This is a genomic window from Streptosporangium longisporum (assembly GCF_039534895.1).
Classification (GTDB): Bacteria; Actinomycetota; Actinomycetes; order Streptosporangiales; family Streptosporangiaceae; genus Streptosporangium; species Streptosporangium longisporum.
Window position 1 is genome coordinate 1275722 of sequence record NZ_BAAAWD010000006.1, and the last position, 15778, is coordinate 1291499.

The 15778-nt window shown below is 73.2% G+C and carries 14 protein-coding genes and 1 pseudogene; 8 read left to right on the forward strand and 7 right to left on the reverse strand.

Annotation, left to right across the window (positions count from 1 at the left end):
- Positions 1-308 precede the first annotated feature (308 nt).
- Complete coding sequence (gene xylB / locus ABD832_RS09885; RefSeq protein ID WP_344891583.1) at positions 309-1691, reverse strand: xylulokinase; 1383 nt, start codon at positions 1689-1691, stop codon at positions 309-311.
- Positions 1688-2839: a xylose isomerase gene (gene xylA, locus ABD832_RS09890; RefSeq protein WP_344891586.1), complete on the reverse strand. Its 1152-nt coding sequence runs from the start codon at positions 2837-2839 to the stop codon at positions 1688-1690. Before xylA ends, xylB begins: the two co-directional genes overlap by 4 nt.
- A 77-nt stretch (positions 2840-2916) precedes the next feature.
- On the opposite strand from xylA, the gene ABD832_RS09895 reads away from it, so the two are divergent.
- Positions 2917-4095, forward strand: coding sequence for an ROK family protein (locus tag ABD832_RS09895; protein WP_344891589.1), 1179 nt, complete (start codon positions 2917-2919; stop codon positions 4093-4095).
- Positions 4096-4243: 148 nt separating this feature from the next.
- Here ABD832_RS09895 and ABD832_RS09900 read toward each other — a convergent pair whose 3' ends face one another.
- Both ABD832_RS09900 and ABD832_RS09905 read right to left on the reverse strand, forming a co-directional pair.
- Positions 4244-4744, reverse strand: a complete 501-nt coding sequence (locus ABD832_RS09900; RefSeq protein ID WP_344893416.1) for a GNAT family N-acetyltransferase — start codon at positions 4742-4744, stop codon at positions 4244-4246.
- A 60-nt stretch (positions 4745-4804) separates the two neighbouring features.
- Positions 4805-5308, reverse strand: coding sequence for a MarR family winged helix-turn-helix transcriptional regulator (locus ABD832_RS09905; protein ID WP_344891592.1), 504 nt, complete (start codon positions 5306-5308; stop codon positions 4805-4807).
- Positions 5309-5378: 70 nt separating this feature from the next.
- On the opposite strand from ABD832_RS09905, the gene ABD832_RS09910 reads away from it, so the two are divergent.
- On the forward strand, positions 5379-5888 hold the full coding sequence (locus ABD832_RS09910) for a VOC family protein (protein WP_344891595.1): 510 nt from the start codon (positions 5379-5381) through the stop codon (positions 5886-5888).
- A gap of 156 nt (positions 5889-6044) precedes the next feature.
- Here the strand turns inward: ABD832_RS09910 and ABD832_RS09915 are convergent, their stop codons facing one another.
- Together ABD832_RS09915 and ABD832_RS09920 are read right to left on the reverse strand one after the other, a co-directional pair.
- Complete coding sequence (locus ABD832_RS09915; RefSeq protein ID WP_344891598.1) at positions 6045-7016, reverse strand: asparaginase; 972 nt, start codon at positions 7014-7016, stop codon at positions 6045-6047.
- Between the two features lie 199 nt (positions 7017-7215).
- Positions 7216-8169 (reverse strand): hypothetical protein, encoded by a 954-nt coding sequence (locus ABD832_RS09920; RefSeq protein WP_344891601.1) that lies wholly within the window; start codon positions 8167-8169, stop codon positions 7216-7218.
- 370 nt (positions 8170-8539) lie between these two features.
- Between ABD832_RS09920 and ABD832_RS09925 the strand changes: the two genes are divergently transcribed.
- From ABD832_RS09925 to ABD832_RS09950, 6 genes and pseudogenes are all read left to right on the forward strand, one after another.
- On the forward strand, positions 8540-9778 hold the full coding sequence (locus ABD832_RS09925; protein ID WP_344891604.1) for a sensor histidine kinase: 1239 nt from the start codon (positions 8540-8542) through the stop codon (positions 9776-9778).
- Positions 9769-10410 carry a response regulator transcription factor gene (locus ABD832_RS09930; RefSeq protein ID WP_344891608.1) on the forward strand — a complete coding sequence of 214 codons (642 nt, stop codon included), beginning with the start codon at positions 9769-9771 and terminating at the stop codon, positions 10408-10410. Before ABD832_RS09925 ends, ABD832_RS09930 begins: the two co-directional genes overlap by 10 nt.
- Positions 10411-10416: 6 nt before the next feature.
- Complete coding sequence (locus ABD832_RS09935) at positions 10417-11196, forward strand: DUF4097 family beta strand repeat-containing protein (RefSeq protein ID WP_344891611.1); 780 nt, start codon at positions 10417-10419, stop codon at positions 11194-11196.
- A gap of 88 nt (positions 11197-11284) precedes the next feature.
- On the forward strand, positions 11285-11917 hold the full coding sequence (locus ABD832_RS09940) for a TetR/AcrR family transcriptional regulator (RefSeq protein WP_344891614.1): 633 nt from the start codon (positions 11285-11287) through the stop codon (positions 11915-11917).
- A gap of 385 nt (positions 11918-12302) precedes the next feature.
- A pseudogene (locus ABD832_RS09945) lies at positions 12303-13706 on the forward strand (GH1 family beta-glucosidase); the annotation flags it as partial.
- Positions 13686-14714 (forward strand): LacI family DNA-binding transcriptional regulator, encoded by a 1029-nt coding sequence (locus ABD832_RS09950; RefSeq protein ID WP_344893420.1) that lies wholly within the window; start codon positions 13686-13688, stop codon positions 14712-14714. The pseudogene ABD832_RS09945 and the gene ABD832_RS09950, both read left to right, overlap by 21 nt.
- Before the next feature lie 296 nt (positions 14715-15010).
- Here ABD832_RS09950 and ABD832_RS09955 read toward each other — a convergent pair whose 3' ends face one another.
- Entirely contained in the window at positions 15011-15520 is a 510-nt protein-coding gene (locus ABD832_RS09955; RefSeq protein ID WP_344891617.1) for a COG4315 family predicted lipoprotein, read from the reverse strand.
- Positions 15521-15778 lie beyond the last annotated feature (258 nt).

The following is a 15778-nucleotide window of genomic DNA, read 5'->3' on the forward strand; positions in this document are numbered from 1 at the left end:
GCCCGGGACCGGTCGGTTCGATGTGGTGCCTCCGGGTGAGGGAGGTTCCGGCCACCGAGGCCTTCATCGTGGCCGATCGTCCCGTTCGGGGCTTTGTTCCGGTCGCCGGTGAGGGGTGCCCGCTCCGGGGTCCGGCGGGTGCGGAGGGTCCGGAGCGGGCGGGGGTTCGGGGTGGACGGGCTTCAGGTGGGTCGGGGTTTTGAGGGTGGGTCGGGATTTTGAGGGTGGGTCGGGGTTCGGGGTTCGGGGTTCGGGGTTTTCGGGGTGGGTCGGGGTTCGGGTGAGTCGGGGACGGGAGCGCGGTCCGTTCAGCGCAGGGAGCGGGCCTCGGCGTAGCGGGCCCGTACCTGCGGGGCGGGATCGGCCTCGTAGTGCTCGGCCCCACCCGCCTCCCACGCCGGGGGCTCGTCCCCGCCGAGCAGCCAGGCGGCCTGCCGTGCCGCGCCGTCGGCCACGTACTCCCCGGGTTCGGGAACGACCACCGGACGCCCGAAGACGGCCGGGGCGATCCGCCGTACCGCCTCCGACCGGGCGCCGCCCCCGATGAGCAGCACCCTCGCCGGGTCCAGCCCGAGGGCGTCGAAGGCGTCGGCGAGGTGGCAGAGCATGCCCTCGACCGCCGCCCTGGCGAGGTGTTCCGGGGTGGAGGTGGCGAGCGTCAGGCCGTGCAGCGAGCCGGTGGCGGTGGGCAGGTTCGGCGTGCGCTCACCCTCCAGGTACGGCACGTACACCAGACCGCCCGCGCCAGCCGGCGCCGACAGGGCCAGCCGGTCCAGGACGTCCAGGCCGACCCCGAGCATCCGCGCGGTGGCGTCGAGGACCCTGGCCGCGTTGAGCGTGGCCACCAGCGGCAGGAACCGGCCGGTGGCGTCCGCGAACCCGGCCACCGAACCGCTCGGGTCCGCGCTCGGGCTCTCGGCGACCGCGAAGGCCGTCCCGGAGGTGCCGATCGAGACCACCACGTCGCCGGGGAGCGCGCCGACCCCGAGCGCCGCGGCCATGTTGTCGCCCGTCCCCGGGGCGAGCCGCACCGTTCCGGCGGCCGGTATCCCCGAGGCGGGCCGCACCTGTCCCGCGGACTCGCGGGGGCCCAGCACGGCCGGGAGCCCGGGGGTCGCGCCGAAGGCCGTCCGGAGCAGGTCCGTCCGGTAGTCACCGGTCGCGGGCGACCAGTAGCCCGTGCCCGAGGCGTCTCCCCTGTCGGTGACGAACTCGCCGCCCAGCCGCCAGGTGAGCCAGTCGTGCGGCAGGCAGACGCGCTCGGTGCGCCGGGCCGAGTCCGGCTCGTGCTCGGCCAGCCAGCGGAGCTTGGTCACGGTGAACGAGGCGACCGGCACGCTGCCCACCGCCTCGGCCCACCGCTGCGGACCGCCCAGCTCGCCGATCAGGTCGGCGGCGGCCCCGGCGGAACGGGTGTCGTTCCACAGCAGCGCCTTCCTGACCACCTGGCCGTCGGCGTCCAGGCAGACCATGCCGTGCTGCTGGGCGCCGATGCTCATCGCCTCGACGCCGTCCAGCCCGCCGGCCCGCTCCAGCGCCTCCCGCAGCGCCTCCCACCAGGCGGCCGGGTCCACCTCGGTGCCGTCGGGATGGGTCGCGCGTCCCTGCCGGACCAGGGCGCCGGTACGGGCGTCCCTGATCACCACCTTGCAGCTCTGGGTCGAGGAGTCGACCCCGGCCACCAGCGTCATCCGCGGACCCCGAGGAGGTGCTCGATGGCCAGCTGGTTCAGGCGGCTGAAGTGGAAGCCGCGCGCGGCCACCGCCTCCAGGTCGAAGTCGTCGCGCTCCAGGTCCGCGAGCGTCTCACCGGGGGCGAGCGTGGGCTCGGACAGCTCGGCGACCTTGCTCGCGGCGAGCGCCTCGGCGACCTCGGGGTCCGCCCGGAACGCCTTCACCTTCTCCTTGAGGATCAGGTACGTGCGCATGTTGGCCGCGGCCGAGACCCAGACGTCCTCGGCGTCCTCGGTGCGCAGCGGCTTGTAGTCGAAGTGCCGGGGGCCGTCGTAGCCGCCGTTCTCCAGCAGGTCCACCAGGAAGAAGGAGTTCTTGATGTCACCGTGGCCGAAGATCAGGTCCTGGTCGAACTTGGGACCGTGCTGGCCGTTGAGGTCGATGTGGAAGAGCTTGCCGTGCCACAGGGCCTGGGCGATGCCGTGCGCGAAGTTGAGCCCGGCCATCTCCTCGTGGCCCACCTCGGGGTTGAGGCCGACGCGCTCGGGGTGCTCCAGCTCGTTGATGAACGCCAGGGCGTGGCCGACGGTCGGGAGCAGGATGTCGCCCCGGGGCTCGTTCGGCTTGGGCTCCAGCGCGAACCGGATGTCGTAACCCTTCTCGATCACGTACGAGGTGAGCGCGTCCATGCCCTCCTTGTAGCGGCTGAGCGCGGCGCGGACGTCCTTGGCGGCCCCGGACTCCGAGCCCTCGCGCCCGCCCCAGCAGACGTAGGTGGTCGCGCCGAGCTCGGCGGCGAGGTCGATGTTGCGGATGACCTTGCGCAGCGCGTAGCGGCGGACCTCGCGGTCGTTGCTGGTGAACCCGCCGTCCTTGAAGACCGGGTGGGTGAACAGGTTCGTGGTGGCCATCGGGACCTTCATCCCGGTCTCGGCCAGCGCCTTCTTGAAGGCGGCGATCGCCTTGTCCCGGTCGGACTCGACGGCGAGCAGGTCGTCGTCGTGGAAGGTGACGCCGTAGGCGCCGAGCTCGGCGAGGCGGTGGACGCTCTCCACCGGGTCCAGCGCCGCCCGGGAGGCGTCACCGAACTGGTCGCGGGCCTGCCAGCCGACGGTCCACAGTCCGAAGGTGAAGCGGTCCTCGGGCGTGGGGGTATAGGCGCTCATGTGTTTCCTCCGAATTAATCCACGTTATGGACTTAATATGTATCGAGGTGGTGGCATCGTCAAGAGGTGGTTGTTCCATGACACAGGCCCTGCGCCACGACTCGATGCGCGCCCGCAACCTCGGCGTGGTCCTCGGCGAGGTCCGGAAAAGCGGCCCCATCAGCCGTGCGGCGCTCGCCGAGATCACCGGGCTGACCAAGACGACGGTCTCGAAGATGGTCGGCGACCTGATCGATTCGGGCATGGTCACCGAGTCCGGCGCGGTCAGGGACGGCGAGCGGGGACGGCCCGGCACCGCCGTCGAGCTCAGCGGCGAGCGGGTCGCCGCGCTCGGCCTGGAGATCAACGTCGACTACCTGTCGGCCTGCGTCGTCGACCTGACGCTCAGGGTGCGGACGAGATGTGCACAGGCTGTGGACAACCGCACCGCCTCCCCTGTGGAAACCATGTCTCACCTGCAGGAACTTGCCCAGAAAGCTGTGGACGAAGCTCAGGCGCAGGGGCTCTTCATCGCCGGTACGACCATCGCCGTGCCCGGCCCCGTGGACGGCGGCCTGATCCACGCCGCCCCCAACCTCGGCTGGCACGACGTCCGCGTCCCCGACCTGCTGGACCTCCCCGCCGAGGTGGACAACGAGGCCAACCTCGCCGCCCTGGGCGAGCTCTGGTTCGGCTCGGCCCCCGAGGACTTCCTGCACGTGTCCGGGGAGATCGGCATCGGCGCGGGCCTGGTCGTCGGCGGGGCCCTGTTCCGCGGCGCCCGCGGCCTGGCCGGGGAACTGGGACACGTGGTCGTCACCCCCGACGGACCCGCCTGCCGCTGCGGCGGCCGGGGCTGCCTGGAGCAGTACGCCGGACAGGACGCGCTGCTGCGGGCCGCCGGGCTCGCCGGGGCACCCGGCGGGGTGCCTGGCGGGGTGCCGGAACTGCTGGAGCGCCTGCGCGCGGGCGAGCCGCGCCCGCTGGAGGCCTGCGAGCGCGCCGGCCAGGCGCTCGGCGTCGCCCTGACCTCCGCGGTGCACCTGATGGACCCCGGGACCATCGTGCTGGGCGGGGTCTTCGCCCCGCTGTTCGAGTGGATCGCGGAACCGGCGCGCCGGACGATGACCGCCCGGCTGTCCACGATGCGGCACACCGTCCCCGAGCTGACCGTCTCACGCCTGGGCGGCGACGCGGCGACACTGGGGGCGGCGGGACGGGTGATTCACCGGGTGATCGCCGATCCCTATCTATGGCGACGCTTCGCGTCGCGGTGAGGCCGCTTGGATCCGGCTCCTTCCCTCGTCGCGAGGGATCGTTCGTTCCTCACGATCCCTCGCTCCTCGGTCCAGTCGCCGGCGCGGCCTCACGGGAGTCCCCCGGGTGAGGGGTGGGGCGTGAGGGATCTGGGGCGGGGTGGCGGGGCTAGGGGGTCAGGCGGCGTTGCAGGATCATGCCGGGCCAGGCGCCCACGAAGAACGGCATCGACCGGGTGAAGCCGCACCGCTCGTAGTAGGTGACCAGGCGGCCGTCGTCACCGGCGTAGCAGTCGACGCGCAGCAGTCCCACCCCGCGCCGGACGGCCTCCTCTGCCGACCAGTCGAGCAGGGCCCGTCCCACCCCGCGGCCGGAGAAGCGCTGGTCGATCACCAGTGCCCGCACGTACAGCTCGGGCTCGGGCACCGGCGCGACGTAAGGGTTCGGCGGTCCGACCACGATGCAGCCCGCGGGCCGGTCGTCGAGCTCGGCGATGCGCATCCCGTCGCCCGCCGCCCACTGCCGGACCTCCTCGACCCGCTGGGGGTCGCCGCTGAAGGGCAGGCTGCCCCACTGCCCGGTGCGGCCCCGGCTCACCAGGAACGCCACCGCGCTGTCGAACATCGTGAGCACGGCTTCGACGTCGCGGGGCCCGCCATCACGGATCATCACCCCACCAGGCTAAGGGGAGGACGCCCGGGAAGGGAGGGTGTCGTGGTGAGGGAGATGTCAGGGGTGGACGGGGGCGGCGTCGGCGGTGTCGTCGGCACTGGCGGTGTCGGGGGCGTCGGGGGCGTCGGGGAGGAGGGCGGCGCAGAGGGTGGTCAGGTGGCGGAGCTGCTCGGGGTCGAGGCGGTCGAGGAAGGTCTGCCGTACCGCCTCGACGTGGCCGGGGGCGGCGGCGGCGAGGGCCGCGAACCCCTCGTCCGTGAGGACGGCCCAGCTGACGCGCCTGTCGGCCGCGCAGGGTTCGCGGCGGACCCAGCCGCGTTCCTCCAGCCGTTTCACCGCGTGTGACAGGCGGCTCTGGGAGGCGTTGACCTCCGTGGCCAGCTCGCTCATCCGTAGCGTGCGGCCGGGCGCCTCCGAGAGCTTCACCAGCACCGCGTAGTAGGCGTGCGGCATGCCGGAGTCGCGTTGCAGCTGCCGGTCCAGCTCCTCCTGGACGAGCTGCGAGGCGGTCAGGAACGTACGCCAGGCACGTTGCTCGTCATCGTCCAGCCATCGCGTCACGCCCACAGCTTACTTGAACTCTCAACAAAGTGAGGTACGATACTTGAGAGTTCAAGTTTCAGGAGGAACCATGCCGGTCCAGCGGCTCAACCACGCCGTCCTGTTCGTCCGCGACGTGGAGCGGAGCGTCGCCTTCTACCGGGACGCCCTCGGCTTCACGGTGGTCATGGGCACGCCACGGGCCGCGTTCCTGCAGGCGTCGGGATCCACCAACGACCACGACCTCGGCCTGTTCGAGGTGGGCGCGCAGGCCGGTCCCTCGGGCGCGGGGCGCTCGACCGTCGGCCTCTACCACCTCGCCTGGGAGGTGGACACCCTGGAGGAGCTGGAGCGGATCGCCCTCAGGCTCGGCGAGCTCGACGCCCTCGTCGGGGCCTCCGACCACTCCACCACCAAGGCGCTGTACGCCAAGGACCCCGACGGGCTGGAGTTCGAGGTCTCCTGGCTGGTCCCCGCCGACCTGCTGACCGAGGAGGCGCTGAACGGACGCACCGCCATCAGGCCCCTGGACATCGCCCGGGAGAAGGAGCGCTACGGCGCCCGCACCCGTGGCGGCGTCGGCGTCTCGATCCCCGCCTGAGCAGTGCGTCTGGACCGAAACGTCCGGAAATGAGGTGACCCGGCGGAGGCCTCCCCAGCCCTCCGCCGGATCACGGACTCTCCCGACGTGCCCAGTCAGATGGGAGATACTCGCGGTCCCCGTATTTTTTACCTATCCATAATCCGGCCACCGGTGTCAAAGCCGGTCGAACCACTCGCGTACCGCGTCGACACCTCCGGCCCCGAGGGCGACCATCAGCGCACATCGCGCCTTCTCGGGCGCCAGCCCGCGGGCGCCGATCGCCCCCACCTTGGCGGCGAGCCCCTGCACGGGACCGGCCTCGCCCAGCGCACCCCGGCCGGTACGGCAGCGCGACGCGACGACCACCGGGATCCCCCACTCCGTCAGCTCGGCGATCGCCGAGAGGAGACCGACCGGCACGTTGCCCGTCCCGGTCCCCTCCAGCACGACGCCCTGGGCCCCGGCGTCCACGGCCGCGGTGAGCAAGCCGGGCTCGATCCCCGGGTAGGTCTTGATCAGGGCGACGTCCGAGGCCGGATCCCCTCCGAACGCCGGTGGCCGGGGCGGGGGCGGGGACTGCATCTCCACCCGCCCGCCCGACACGCGGCCCAGCGGCGGGAAGGGCGCCGAGGAGAACCCCGCGACGCTCGTGGCGTCGGTCATGCTCACCCAGCGGGCGGCGTGGATCTCGTCGTTGACGCACACGACCGCCCCGGCACCGCGCAGCGCCTCGTCCGTGGCGGCGACGACGGAGGAGACGAGGTTGCGCGGCCCGTCCGCGGACGGTTCGTCCCTGGAGCGGACGGCGCAGGTCAGCACGATCGTGCCGCGCTCCGCCGCCCGGCCCGCCAGCAGGTCGGTGAGGTAGGCGGTCTCCTCCAGCGTGTCGGCGCCGTGAGTGATCACCACACCGTCGAACCCGCGTTCCAGCAGGGCCGAGCGCGCCCTGCGGGCCAGCTCCAGCATGGTCGAGGGCGACATGTCCCAGCCGGGCTCCGCCATCACGTCCTCGGCCACCACGTCCGCCGTGATCGCGCCGGGCGGGACGGCACCCAGCAGTTCCGCCCCGGACGCCACCCCCGGCCGGTCGGGGGCGTAGGAGTGGGCGATGGTGTCACCGGTCGCCAGCAGCAGCACACGCTTCACGGACGGAACCTTTCGACGGCCGATGTCACGTCCGGTCCGGGGGCGAGCGCGGGGCGGGGGCCACGGTTCCCGGGGTTCCGTGGTCACCGTGCCCGCGGAAGGCCCGGACGTGGTTTCCCTATTTATAACCCATCGCTACCCCTATTGGGGTTACCTTCACGGGGTCGTACGGTCGGCGATCGGTTCCTACCCTTCGGGGTCAGGGGTGGTGGAGTCCGGGCGGGGCGGGGTCGGCGAGACCGTCGCTCACGAACAGCGCGCGGGCCGCCTCCCGGGTGCCGTCGTCCCGCGCGCTGAGCACGAACTCCTCCGGGGTACGCCCGCACAGCCGCCGCAGCGCCGCCGACCGTCCCAGCAGGTGCCCGATCAGTTCGCGCTGGGGGGCCAGCGGCAGCGGGCCGCCCTCCTCGTCCACCAGGCATCCGTGCCTGCTCACGTAGACGTGGCACGGCGGGAGCGTCTCCCCCGAGGGCAGGGTGACCGGGGAGCCCGCGGGCAGCGGCACCCGGTGGTAGTTCGGCTCGGTCGCGTCCAGCACCGCGAGCTGGGGGTCGTCCACCCAGACCACGAACAGCAGCGAGGCCCCCCGTGCCCCGATGGGCGTGGCGGGCAGGTAGGCGTACCGGCTGATGTGCGCCGAGACCCCGGGGGCGACGCCGTGCACGGCGGCCGGGGTCAGTGGGACGACGGGGCGGATCCCGGCGGCGGTGAACTTGCGGCGCAACTGGCCGGGGGCGGCATTGGAACCCACCGCGATCACCGGGTGGCGCGCCTCCGGCGGTGCCGCGCCGAGGGCGGCCAGGTGGTCGGCGAGCCTCGCGGTCCGGTCACCGGACCGGACCCGCCGGTCGGCGAGGGCACCGGGCGGCTCCGTCATCGGCAGGAAACGGTCGTCCACCAGCAGCCCGGCCGCCGGGGGAAGGCGTCCGGGGTAGGTCAGCGGGGCGGACATCGGGTCGTCGGCGAAGAGCCCGGACAGGCCGGGGAAGCCGTCGAAGGAGGCGTCGCAGGAGTCTTCGGGGAAGCCTCCAGAGGGGTTCCCGGCGAGGTCTCCGGCAGGGTTTCCGGCGGGGTCTTCGGTGGGGTCTCCTGCGGGGGCGGTGGAGCCCGGCAGGCCGGGCAGGACTCCCCGGCCGGGAGGGGGCCGCTTCATCGGCGCTCCCGGATGGGGACGGTCGTCACGCGCTCGGCACCCATCCCCCAAGGGTAGGCGGGGCCGGGAACGCCGCCGCGGGCGCCCGGGGCACGCGCGGGACCGGCCCGCATCGGACCGGCCCGTCCGGGCATACCGGGCACGCGGGACGGGCCCACGTCACGCCGGCCCGTCCAAGCATGCCTGGACACGCGGGAACGGCCCGCATCAGGCCGACCCGTGCGGGCATGCCGGGCACGCGGGAACGGCCCACATCAGGCCGGCTCTCCCGGGCATGCCGAGCATGCCCGGGAACGGTGGTGCCTGCCTCACCTTTTTCCCGGAACCCTCGCCCATGTGCCCGGGGCGCCGGAATCCCTACCGTGGTCTCATGACCGCCATCGAGATGCCCACTCCCTGGACGAGGATCAGCGCTCACTGGTCGTCGCGGACCTGGCTGCGTACCGCCCACCTGGTCTCGGGAGCGGCGCTGGCCGTGGCGGGCGTCGTGGCGCTCGCGACGCTGGTGGTGGCCGCGGTGCTGCTGGTGTGGACCGTGGTCGTACCGGTGGCGGCGTTGCTGCTGTTCTTCGTGGTCGTCCGGTTGCTCACCCTGGTGCAGCGCTCCCGGTTCGCCGCCTTCCTGGACGTCGACATCGCGCCGGTCCCGCGCCGCCCGCTGAGCAGGAACCCGCTGCGGCGGCTGCTCCAGGAGACGCGGACCTGGAGCACCTGGCGCCGGTTCGGGTACCACCTGCTGACCGCGCTGATCAACGGGTTCGGCGCCCTCTCGGTCGTCGGTGCGTGGTCGAGCGCCATGGTCACCGCCGTGCTCGCCGTGCAGCACTGGGTGCGGGAGGAGACCTGGCAGAGCGTGATGTTCGTCTTCGTCTCCGGGACGCTGTTCGCCGCCGCGCCGTGGGTGGCCCGCGGGTTCACCACGCTGGACGTGATCGCCGCCGAGGCCCTGCTCGGCCCCAGCCTCAGCGACCAGCTCGTGCTGCGGGTGGAGACGCTGCGGGAGAGCCGCGCCGGGATGGTGGACGCGGCCGACGCCGAGCGCCGCCGTATCGAGCGGGACCTGCACGACGGCACCCAGCAGCGGCTGGTGTCGCTGGCGATGAACCTCGGGATGGCCCGCGCCACCCTCACCGACCTGCCGGAGCCCGCGCGCGAGGTGATCGTGCAGGCGCACGAGGAGGCCAAGCTCGCCCTGCGGGAGCTGCGCGACGTCGTCCGCGGGCTGCACCCGGCGGTGCTGGACGAGCAGGGCCTGGACGCGGCGCTGTCCGGTCTCGCCGCGCGGGCCCCCTTCCCGGTGCGGCTGCGGGCCGACCTGTCCGGCCGGGCCGCCCCCACGGTCGAGGCGGTGGCCTTCTTCGTCGTCTCCGAGGCGCTGACCAACATCGCCAAGCACGCGCGGGCGTCCGGCGCCGAGGTCGTCGTCGGCCGCGACGGCGACCGCCTTCACCTGTCCGTGCACGACGACGGCGTCGGCGGGGCGGATCCTGACCTGGGGAGCGGGCTGCGCGGCCTGGCGGGGCGGGTGGCGTCGGTGGACGGCATCCTGGACGTCGACAGCCCGCCCGGCGGGCCGACGACGATCAGAGTGGAGCTGCCGTGCGCGTAGTGCTCGCCGAGGATTCCGTACTGCTGCGCGAGGGGCTGGTCCGCCTGCTCGGCTCGGCGGGCATAGAGGTGGTGGCCTCCGTGGCCGACGCCGACGGGTTGCTCCGCGCCGTGGACGAGCACGAGCCCGACCTCGTCGTGACCGACGTGCGGATGCCGCCCTCGCACACCGACGAGGGGCTGCGCGCCGCGCTCGTGCTGCGCAGCCAGCGGCCCGCGCTGGCGATCCTCGTGCTCTCCCAGTACGTCGAGGAGCGCTACGCCACCCGGTTGCTGTCCACCGCGACCGGGGGGATCGGCTACCTGCTCAAGGACCGGGTGGCCGACGTCGAGGAGTTCCTCGACGCGGTACGCCGGATCGCCGCGGGCGGCACCGCCCTGGACCCCGAGGTGGTCGCCCAGCTGCTGCTGCGCGGGCGCAGCGACCCGCTGGACCGGCTGACCCGCAGGGAGTACGAGGTGCTGTCGCTCATCGCGGAGGGCCGGTCCAACACCGGGATCGCCGAGGCCCTGGTGGTGTCCGAGAGCGCCGTGGGCAAGCACATCAACAACATCTTCGCCAAGCTCGACCTGTCCGGCGCCGACAAGGACCACCGCCGGGTACTCGCCGTCCTGCGTTTCCTCAAGGTCTGAGAGAACATGCCCACACGAAACAAGCCCCGGATCGCCTGGCTCGTCACGGGCGGGACGCTCACCGCGCTCGCCGTGGCCTTCACCACGCTGGCGGCGCTGGCGGAGATCAACGAGCCCGACCGGATCGTCCAGGTCACGTCCAGGTCCCACCCGCTCACCTCCCCGGAGATCGTGGTGCGGGCCACGGGTCACGTCGACCTCTCGGTCGTCGCCGGCCCCGCGAAGCGGCTGGACATCGACCAGGAGCTCGTGTGGCTCCGCGACCGGCCCGTGGTCACCGAGCGGTGGGACGGCCGGACGCTCACCGTCGACGCCCGCTGCCCCGGCGTCCCCGTCTGCCGGACGCACTACGTCCTGACCCTGCCCGCGACCACCGGCGTCGAGGCGTCGAGCCGTTCCGGGACCGTGTCGGTGAACGGCGTCCTGGGCGACCTGCGCCTGTCGGCCGACACCGGTGACGTGGTCGTGACCGGCTCACTGGGCGCGCTGCGGGCACGGGTACGCCAGGGGAACGTGATCGGTGACAACCTCAGGTCCGCAGAGACCGACGCCGAGACCGGTGAGGGAGACGTCGTCCTGGGGTTCACGGCCCCGCCCGGCGACGTCAGGGCCGTGGCGAGGACCAGGGGGAACGTCGAGGTCAGGGTGCCGGACGAGGGCGGGCGGGGGTACAACGTACGGACCGACTCCGGTGACGCGGCCGTCGAGGTGCGGCTCGACCCCGAGTCGCCGCGCCGGATCACCGCCCTGACCCCGGCGGGCGAGCTGCGCGTCCTGCCCTTCTGAGCCGCGGGGGTATTGCGAACGCAGGTTTGACCGGGTCGAGACCGGCGCCCGGCCACCCGCGAACGCGCCGGGGACTTGAATCGGAGGCATGACTCCCCACGACGACCCGCGGAGCCAGGCGGTCATCACCATCGCGCTGCGGCTGTTCTCCGCGCTGGGCTACGACAGCACCTCGCTGCAGGCCGTGGCCGAGGCGACGGGCGAGGACCCGGCGTGGATCCAGGAGCGGTTCGGCGAGAAGCGCGACCTCTACCTCGCCGTCGTCGACCTCGCCGGCAGGATGGAGCGGACCGTCGTCCAGGACGCGCTCGCCACGCTGCTCCCGGCCACCGACGCCGGGCAGGTCGCCACCACCCTGTACGGCCTGTCCGAGCGTTACCTGGACTTCTGCGTCGCCAACCCGCAGATCCCCGCGCTGTGGCTGCACCGCTGGCTGGGCGACGCCGCGGACATCCCCGAGGTGGAGCGGACCCACTCGATCCCGCTCATGAACTTCACCGCCGACGCGCTCCGCTCGGCCGCGAGGGCCGGGTTCGTCGACGGCGAGGTGGACGCGGACCTGATGGTACGGACGCTGGTCTGGAGCGTGTACGGGTTCCTGCACGGCGAGATGATCGCCGAGGCGGGCCGGTCGGTCTCCGCCGACCCGCAGGCGCGGCACCGCTTCCTCGCCCATCACCGCCAGCTGCTCGACCGCGTGCTGAAGCTGCCGGGCGCCTGAGGCTCCTCCGCGTCCGGGAGGTCCTCCGCGTCCGGGGTCCCCTCGCGGGAGGGGGTCCCTTCGCGTGAGGGAGTTTTCGCAGGGGGTGGCCCCTCGCGGGAGGGGTCCCGGCCGGGACGTCTCGCGTCCGGTGAAGGCCCGCCGGACCGGCATGGCGTTCCCGGTGTCGCTCTCGTCCGTTCTGTCGGTGTCATCGGTTACTGTGTCGCCGATCATGGGCGCGATGAGCGGGAAGCGCACCCACGCGGGGCCCGGCGGTCCTCTCGACATCCGGGCACACCGCCCCCATGATGCCGGTGAGGTGCTTCCACCGGCCGGGACGGTGGCGACCCGCCACCGCCCGTGCATCTCGGCAGTCGCGAGAACCAACGGGGGTTTTCGGAGCATGACCGCAACGACCGTCTCGTCCCGGGGCGAGACCCTGGCCTTTCCCCCCGGCTTCGTCTGGGGGGCGGCCACCGCCGCGTACCAGATCGAGGGCGGGGTGCGGGAGGGCGGGCGCGGCCCGTCCGTCTGGGACACCTTCTCCCACACGCCGGGCAGGACCGCCGACGGCCACACCGGGGACGTGGCGTGCGACCACTACCGCCGTCACGCCGACGACGTCCGGCTGATGGCGGAGCTGGGCCTGCGGGCCTACCGGTTCTCGGTCGCCTGGCCGCGGATCCAGCCGGACGGGTCCGGCCCGGTCAACGCCGCGGGACTGGACTTCTACGAACGGCTGGTGGACGAGCTGCTGGCGGCCGACATCACGCCGTACGCGACGCTGTACCACTGGGATCTCCCGCAGGCGCTGGAGGATCGCGGCGGGTGGACCGACCGCGACACGGCCTACCGTTTCGCCGACTACGCGCGGGCCGTGCACGACCGGCTCGGCGACCGGGTCGGGACGTGGATGACGGTCAACGAACCCTGGGTGGCCGCCGTGCTGGGGTACGGCATCGGCGTGCACGCGCCGGGCCGCGCGTCGGCCGCCGAGGCGTTCCGCGCCTCCCACCACCTCCTGCTCGCCCACGGGCTGAGCGCGCGGGTGCTGCGCGAGGGAGGCGCACGCGAGATCGCCCTCACCCTGAACCTGGCCCCCGTCCTGACGCCCGGCCGGCTCAACGACCCGGAGCTCACGCTGTCCGAACAGGACGCCGAGGCGGTGGACCGGGTCGACTGCCTCATCAACCGCCAGTTCCTCGACCCCACCCTGCGCGGGGAGTACCCCGCACCGGTGCTCGCGATCATGGACAGGCACGGCGGCCTGGGTCACATCCGCGACGGCGACCTGAAGACGATCAACCAGCCCGTCGACCTGCTGGGGATCAACTACTACACCCCCTGCGTCGTACGGTCCGAGCCGGGCGAACCGGCCAACGCCGCCTATCCCGGAACCGAGGACATCCTCTTCAGCGGGGCCCACGCCCCGACGACCGCGATGGGCTGGGCGATCGTGCCCACCGGCCTGACCCAGGTGCTCACCCGGCTCTCGCGCGACTACCCCGAGGTCGGCCTGCTGGTCACCGAGAACGGCGCCGCGTTCGACGACGTGGTGACCGGTGACCGCGTGCACGACACCGACAGGACGGCCTTCTTCGAGGGGCACCTGCGGGCCGCGCACGCCGCGATCGAGGCCGGGGCGGACCTGCGCGGCTTCCTGGTCTGGTCGCTGCTGGACAACTTCGAGTGGGCCGAGGGCTACCACAAGCGCTTCGGGATCGTGCACGTCGACTTCGAGACGCAGCGGCGGCTGCCCAAGGACAGCGCGCTGTGGTACCGCGAGGTGATCCGGCACAACGGGCTGCACCGCGAGCGCGCCAGGCGGCCCACCCTGGAGGCGGTCGCCGCCCGCGCCGGGGTGTCCAGGTCCACCGTCTCCAGGGTGATCAACGGTGAGGGCACGGTCAGCGACGAGTTCCGCGCGATCGTCATGAACGCCGTCAACGAGCTGGGGTACGTCCCCAACTCGGCGGCCCGCAGCCTGGTGACGCGGCGTACCGACTCGATCGCGCTGGTCGTGTCCGACCCGCCCACGGTCGCGGGTGCCGACGACCCGGCCTTCTCGGCCGTCCTCCGCTCGGTCACCCGGGAGCTGGAGGAGGCGGGCAAGCGGGTCACCCTGATGCTCGCCGACTCGGCGGACGGCCGCCTGCGGGTGGAGCGCTACGCCGCCTCCGGGTACGTGGACGGGGTCGTGCTCGTGTCCTCCCACGGCGCCGACCCGCTTCCCCCGGCGCTGGCCCGCACGGGCGTCCCGGTCGTCCTGCTGGGCAGGCCCGGGGCGGCGGCGCACGTGCCGTACGCCGACGTCGACGACGCGGGCGGGGCCGCGGCCGCGGTGGCGCACCTGCTGGCCCGGGGGCGACGGCGGATCGCCGCCATCTCCGGCCCCCCGGACTCGACGGCCTCGCAGGCCCGGCTGGGAGGGTACCGCGAGGGTCTGCGCGACACCGGCCACCGGTCGATCATCGCCATCGGTGACCTCACCCTCGCCTCGGGCGCGGACGCGATGCACCAGCTCCTGCGGGACGACCCGGCGCTCGACGCGGTGTTCGTGGCCGGTGACCCGATGGCGATCGGGGCCCTGCGGGTGCTGATCCGGTCCGGGCGGCGGGTTCCGGAGGACGTCGCGATCGTGGGTTTCGGCGACATCCCGGCCGCCTCCCACACCGTGCCCGCGCTCACCACCGTGTGCACCCCGGGGGTGGAGCAGGCCCGCACCGCGGCCCGCCTGCTCCTGCGCCACCTCGACGGCGGCCCGGCCTCGTCGGTGATCCTGCCCACGGAGCTGGTGATCCGCGAGTCCACCTGATCCCGCCGATCCCGGGTGGCCGACGGCTTCACAGGGTGATCGACGGCTTTGCGGGGTGGCCGACGGCTTCGCGGGGTGATCGACGGCTTCGCGGGGTGGCCGACGGCTTTCCCGGGTGGTCGACGGCTTCGCGGGGTGGGAACGGTGGAAGGGTCCGCCGCGGTGACGACGGACCCTTCACGTTCCGCGCTCCGGGTGGAGGGGCCCCACCGGACGGGATCACTCCTGTCCATGCCCGGTGGATCCGGCCGCAATCCCCCCTCGGACAAGATCGGCCGGCGACGACGGCCCGGGGCTCAGTCGCGGGCCTGCTTGCCGTCGGCGGTCAGCGCGTACCAGTCGGCGCCGAAGCCGTCGGCGTCGTGTCCCTTGACCTCACCGGCCGCGGTGTCCTTGGCGAAGTAGTAGAGCGGGTGGCGATCGTAGGTCACCTGCGTCGTGCCGTCGTCCCGCTCGGTGGTGCCCAGCAGGTCCGCCTTGACGCCCTTGCCCGCCTCCGGCTCGCCGTCCGTGACGTACGGGGGCCAGGCCCGCGCGCAGGCGTCCGAACACGACGACTTCCCGTTCCTGTCCTTCTCGAAGAGGTAGAGCGTGCGGCCCCCCTCCCCGACCAGGACCCTGCCGATCCTCGTCTCGCTCAGCTCGACCCTGGCCCGGGTCGCCGCCGAGGGGTCCGCGGGCGAGGTGGGGGACGCCTTGACCTGGTCCGCGACCAACGGTTCGGTCGTGCTCCCGTCGTCGGCGCCGCCGCATCCGGCCGTGAACACGCCGAGCGCGAGCACGCCGGCACGAAGCAACTTCCTCATCTCCGACCCTCCAGTGAGCGGTGCCATTACCGCTGCTCAGCAGACACGCTGCGGAGTCGGTGCGGGGCCACGACACGGAGCCCTTGGACAGGCCTTTGCCGTCCTTTGGAGCACCGCCCCCGCGTCGGTCCTCCGGCCGTGACCCGGCCGGCGCGCGGGCGGGCCCGGCCCGGACTGGCCCGGACGGGAACGGGCCCGGCGCACCGGGGTGATTCAGCCGGAGAGGCGAGGGAGTGGCACGGGGACGGTTCGGCCGGA